The sequence below is a fragment of the Nitrosomonas sp. genome (assembly GCF_040240425.1).
Taxonomy (GTDB): Bacteria; Pseudomonadota; Gammaproteobacteria; order Burkholderiales; family Nitrosomonadaceae; genus Nitrosomonas.
Window position 1 is genome coordinate 1 of the sequence record NZ_QPHG01000074.1, and the last position, 3,724, is coordinate 3,724.

Here is a 3,724-nt window from a genome sequence, read left to right on the forward strand (position 1 = left end):
AACCAACGGTAAAGCTGAGCGGGTTATCCGCACACTGATGGACAGGTAGCACAGCAAGATTCACTTTAAAGACTGCGCCGATCGACGCATTCAGCTTCTCCGTTTCATTAATTTCTACAATACCGTTAAGCCTCATAAGAGTTTGAATAATGCCACCCCTTATGAAATACTCAACGCTTATTTCAATCAACCTCTCTGTAAATAACCCTGAGATTTCTTACATCCAAACCAATATGAAGCAGAAGCAGCAAAATCGATAAAAGCAGCTTAACTGGGGTGTCCGGTTTTACTTGACCAGGTCAGTATCGGGCAGTAGCGACACGATACGACAAATTGAAGAGAAATTTTGAGAGCATGGTCGCCATGGCGTATGGATATCTGTGGCTACCTATGTGAAATGTCAACAGACCCTAATCTATCGTCAAATAAATAGCTCCCCCTACTAAGACCACGTGTATCCAGCAACCGTTGCTGATCAATCTCCGGCCAAAGCCTGGCACAGCTTTCCAGAATCTACGAGAGCCATCTCTCAGGTCGTTCAAAACTCGGAGAGGCATAGACTCAAGTTCGAAGTGCAACACATTGCCAGTTCATCTTTATTGCTTAAAAACTAAGGGGTTGATACTTCTGACGGTGGCAAAGGTGACTAAACCGCGCCACATTTGGCGCTTGCCCTTGATACCTGCAGAAGTATCAATCAAACTTAAAAAAGCAATGGAAGTACACTGCTGCAAACAGTGTTGCACTTCGAACTTGAATCCGCCAGGTATTTTATCGTTGCTGATCTAATTTAAATAATATTCGGCCATCAGTCGCTTTATATATAGGCAAAACCCTTTCAAATCGACCCCATTCCCTTAGTAATTGCACAAACTCATTTTGTGATGGATTCAAGTATACTCCTTGCATCTGCGGATCACTTGGATGGTGTGATTCAAAAAACATTGCTCCAACTCGGATGTTATTCATAAATTGGCGGAGCTTCTCATAACTATCTTTGGTTTTAATGAAATGATGAAAAATATTCAAGGCTATTACAACGCTATAATTTGAGGCAGCAATCTCTTGCAATGTTTCTGGAGCAAGAATATCTCCAGTCACTATTTTTAGCTGACGATTCTCAGCGAATGCAATCTTTCGTGCGGCAAAAGCAACTTCTGGCAGGTACTCAACACCGATACAGGAATAACCAATATCTTCTAGTCGATGACAAAAATAACCAAGATTGCAGCCGATATCAAGAGCCATGCCCACAGGTGCTTGGCCAAGATTATTTTTGATTGCATCCCACCTATCCTCACATGCATGCTCATATGGGATATCGGAAAGATCGAAGTGAATTGGTGTTTGGTAAAGCAAGCCAGATTTGCTAGCACCACCTTCGCCACGAGCCATCTGATGCATTAACTCACGGAATGATTGCCAGTTTGAATGTCTAACCAAGATTTGTATGGGAATTCTTTTAAGATGAAGCGCACGTGCGATAGCCAATCGATGTCTACCATCTTGAAAAAGACAAAAACCATCTCGATTAATATTAACAAGAATCTCCTTATACCTAGTATGCGTTAGCGAGAACTCATCTGTTGATACTTCACGATATCCTTGAGTAGTAATAGATTCAATTAATTGATCAATCTGATTGCAACGCTTGTCGAGACTTATTCTATTCGAACAACCCCACAACTCAAGACCGCTTTCAATCTGGTTAATAGCGCGTTGATAGTATTCAGTATTTTTCCATGCGACACCATGATGAATGCGATCATTAATCGCTCGACAGATTCGCATGTCCTCAACGCGATGTACTGCGATATCCCAATCGCCACTCTGAACCCGTTTGACGTACTTATTTTGATCAAACACCCAATCTTCCCAATCTAAGGAATCTTTCTTATAATTTGTGTGAAATTGAATACGTGTAGGATCGATCCAATATACTGCATATGGATTGGGCAGGATTTTCTTCCCTAGGAGCCCGGTCAAATTAGCTATTACAACCTCCTTTTTCATTCGTAGTTGTCGAACTTTTGATTTAATCAAGCGCCCTTCATCAGGAAGATGGCATAGGATTTTTTTAACTAAGCTTCTAATTTCTGTCATATTGGTCTTTTTATGAGTGATATATTAGTAGAGTTCTACTGATAAAAGTAAATATGGTAACTGTCCTTATGATTACGTTGCACAAATTGTACAAAGAAAAGCCTATCATAGATTAATAGCGTGTGAATTTGTTAATTTCTTTAATTATTATGTAAAAGAGGGGGATAATTAGAGAATCGCTGAACTGAAGAATGCCGTGCAGGTGAACATGCTGATGGGCTTGGCCAACTGACCTTGCCTCGGTTTCGTATATCTTAACGCGCTTATTATGCGGTCTTTTTTAACTGAATCGCCCCGGTTTTTCCGGAGACATGTTTTCTTGAGTCAAGCTGCATCAGCTGACTCTTCCTGTTCGTGTTAATACGCCTTTTCAAATTCTGCTGGTGGGATATATCCGATTGCATCCAGCAGTCTTCGATTGTTGAACCAATCCACCCATTCCAGTGTAGCAAATTCTACTTCTTCGATACTGCCCAAGGACCGCGATGCCGTATGACCTCGGTCTTGTACAAACCATTGATGGTCTCGGCCATGGCATTGTCATATGAATCTCCGATACTGTCGGCGGAGGCGTCAATATTTGCCTGCGCCAAACGTTCAGTATAGCGAATCGATAAATATTGGCTGCCTCGATCACTATGATGAATCAATCCTGCGGTTTCCCGCCGTGCCCATAGCGCCTGTTCCAATGCATCCAGTACTAAATCGGTGTGCAATGACCGGCTGACCCGCCAGCCGACAATGTATCTGGCAAAAACATCGGTGATAAAAGACACATAAACAAATCCCATCCACGTCGCCACAAATGTAATATCCGTCACCCATAGTTGATTGGGCCGGTTAACCTTGTCCGTTGGCCGGTCAAGCAAATCGTCCGAAATGGTTGTCCAACACTTTTTGCCGCGTCGAACACCTTGCATTCCAAGCTTCTTCATCAACCGTTTGACTGTGCAGCGAGCAACGCCAATGCCTTCTCGCAACAACTGTCGTCATACTTTCGAGCACCATAAGCCCGGAGGTTGCCTTCCCATACCCGGTGTATATCGAGTTCTAATCTCATGTCCCGCTTTGATGCGATCGAGCAATCGATCGAGATCTCGCTCGCGCGTTTTGTGTTCGTAATAGCTCGACGGAGCAATCCGGATTTCATTGCAGATTGGCTCGACCCCGTATTCTGCTTTGTTGCTATCGATAAATGTCACCATTATTTCAGTCGACGGTCGAGCTCCGCCTGCGCAAAATAGGTCGACGCCTTACGTAATATCTCGTTGGCTCGCTTTAATTCCCAATTCTCCTGTTCCAATTCCTTAAGGAAGCGCTGAACAATTAGTGATTTTCAGATTTTCCGGTAATCCTGCCATTTTTTTGAACACGAATTCCCGGCAATTCATTTTTCAGTGGTGTTTTGTAGCCGGATTTCCCCAGTTTGTGCGTCATCATCCGCCGCCGGGGTATGATGGACGGACTTTTCCCTCAAGCCGTCATCAACTGCCTGCGCAGCAGGTACAGGTTGGCCATACCCATCAACATGTTCACCTGAACGGCATTCTTCATCAGCCCGCGGTAGCGGGTCTTGGTGAATCCAAACTGCCGCTTGATCACCCGGAATACATGTTCTACC

At 43.7% G+C, this 3,724-nt stretch carries 3 protein-coding genes, 2 pseudogenes and 1 other annotated feature; of the genes and pseudogenes, 2 read left to right on the top strand and 3 right to left on the bottom strand.

Annotation, left to right across the window (positions count from 1 at the left end):
• The first annotated feature begins 58 nt into the window (after nucleotides 1-58).
• Both DU481_RS15465 and DU481_RS15470 read left to right on the top strand, forming a co-directional pair.
• The gene (locus DU481_RS15465; RefSeq protein WP_350135979.1) at nucleotides 59-205 is read left to right on the top strand and encodes an integrase core domain-containing protein; all 147 of its coding nucleotides are present in this window, start codon (nucleotides 59-61) and stop codon (nucleotides 203-205) included.
• Nucleotides 206-303: 98 nt separating this feature from the next.
• Nucleotides 304-396 (top strand): annotated as a pseudogene (locus DU481_RS15470) (IS5/IS1182 family transposase); the annotation flags it as partial.
• A 375-nt stretch (nucleotides 397-771) separates the two neighbouring features.
• Here DU481_RS15470 and DU481_RS15475 read toward each other — a convergent pair.
• The 3 genes and pseudogenes from DU481_RS15475 to DU481_RS15485 form a co-directional block, all read right to left on the bottom strand.
• On the bottom strand, nucleotides 772-2,103 hold the full coding sequence (locus DU481_RS15475) for a class I SAM-dependent methyltransferase (protein WP_350135977.1): 1,332 nt from the start codon (nucleotides 2,101-2,103) through the stop codon (nucleotides 772-774).
• A gap of 357 nt (nucleotides 2,104-2,460) precedes the next feature.
• Nucleotides 2,461-3,415 (bottom strand): annotated as a pseudogene (locus DU481_RS15480) (IS3 family transposase); the annotation flags it as partial.
• Nucleotides 3,234-3,350 (bottom strand) — a sequence feature (AL1L pseudoknot). Its footprint overlaps the pseudogene before it by 117 nt.
• 161 nt (nucleotides 3,416-3,576) lie before the next feature.
• Nucleotides 3,577-3,724 (bottom strand): transposase (locus DU481_RS15485; RefSeq protein ID WP_350135981.1); only part of this gene is annotated, 148 nt, incomplete at its 5' end.

What these genes read in the sequence shown, in the direction of transcription:
- DU481_RS15475 (WP_350135977.1), bottom strand. Translation starts at nt 2,103, where the DNA reads ATGACAGAAATTAGAAGCTTAGTTAAAAAAATCCTATGCCATCTTCCT.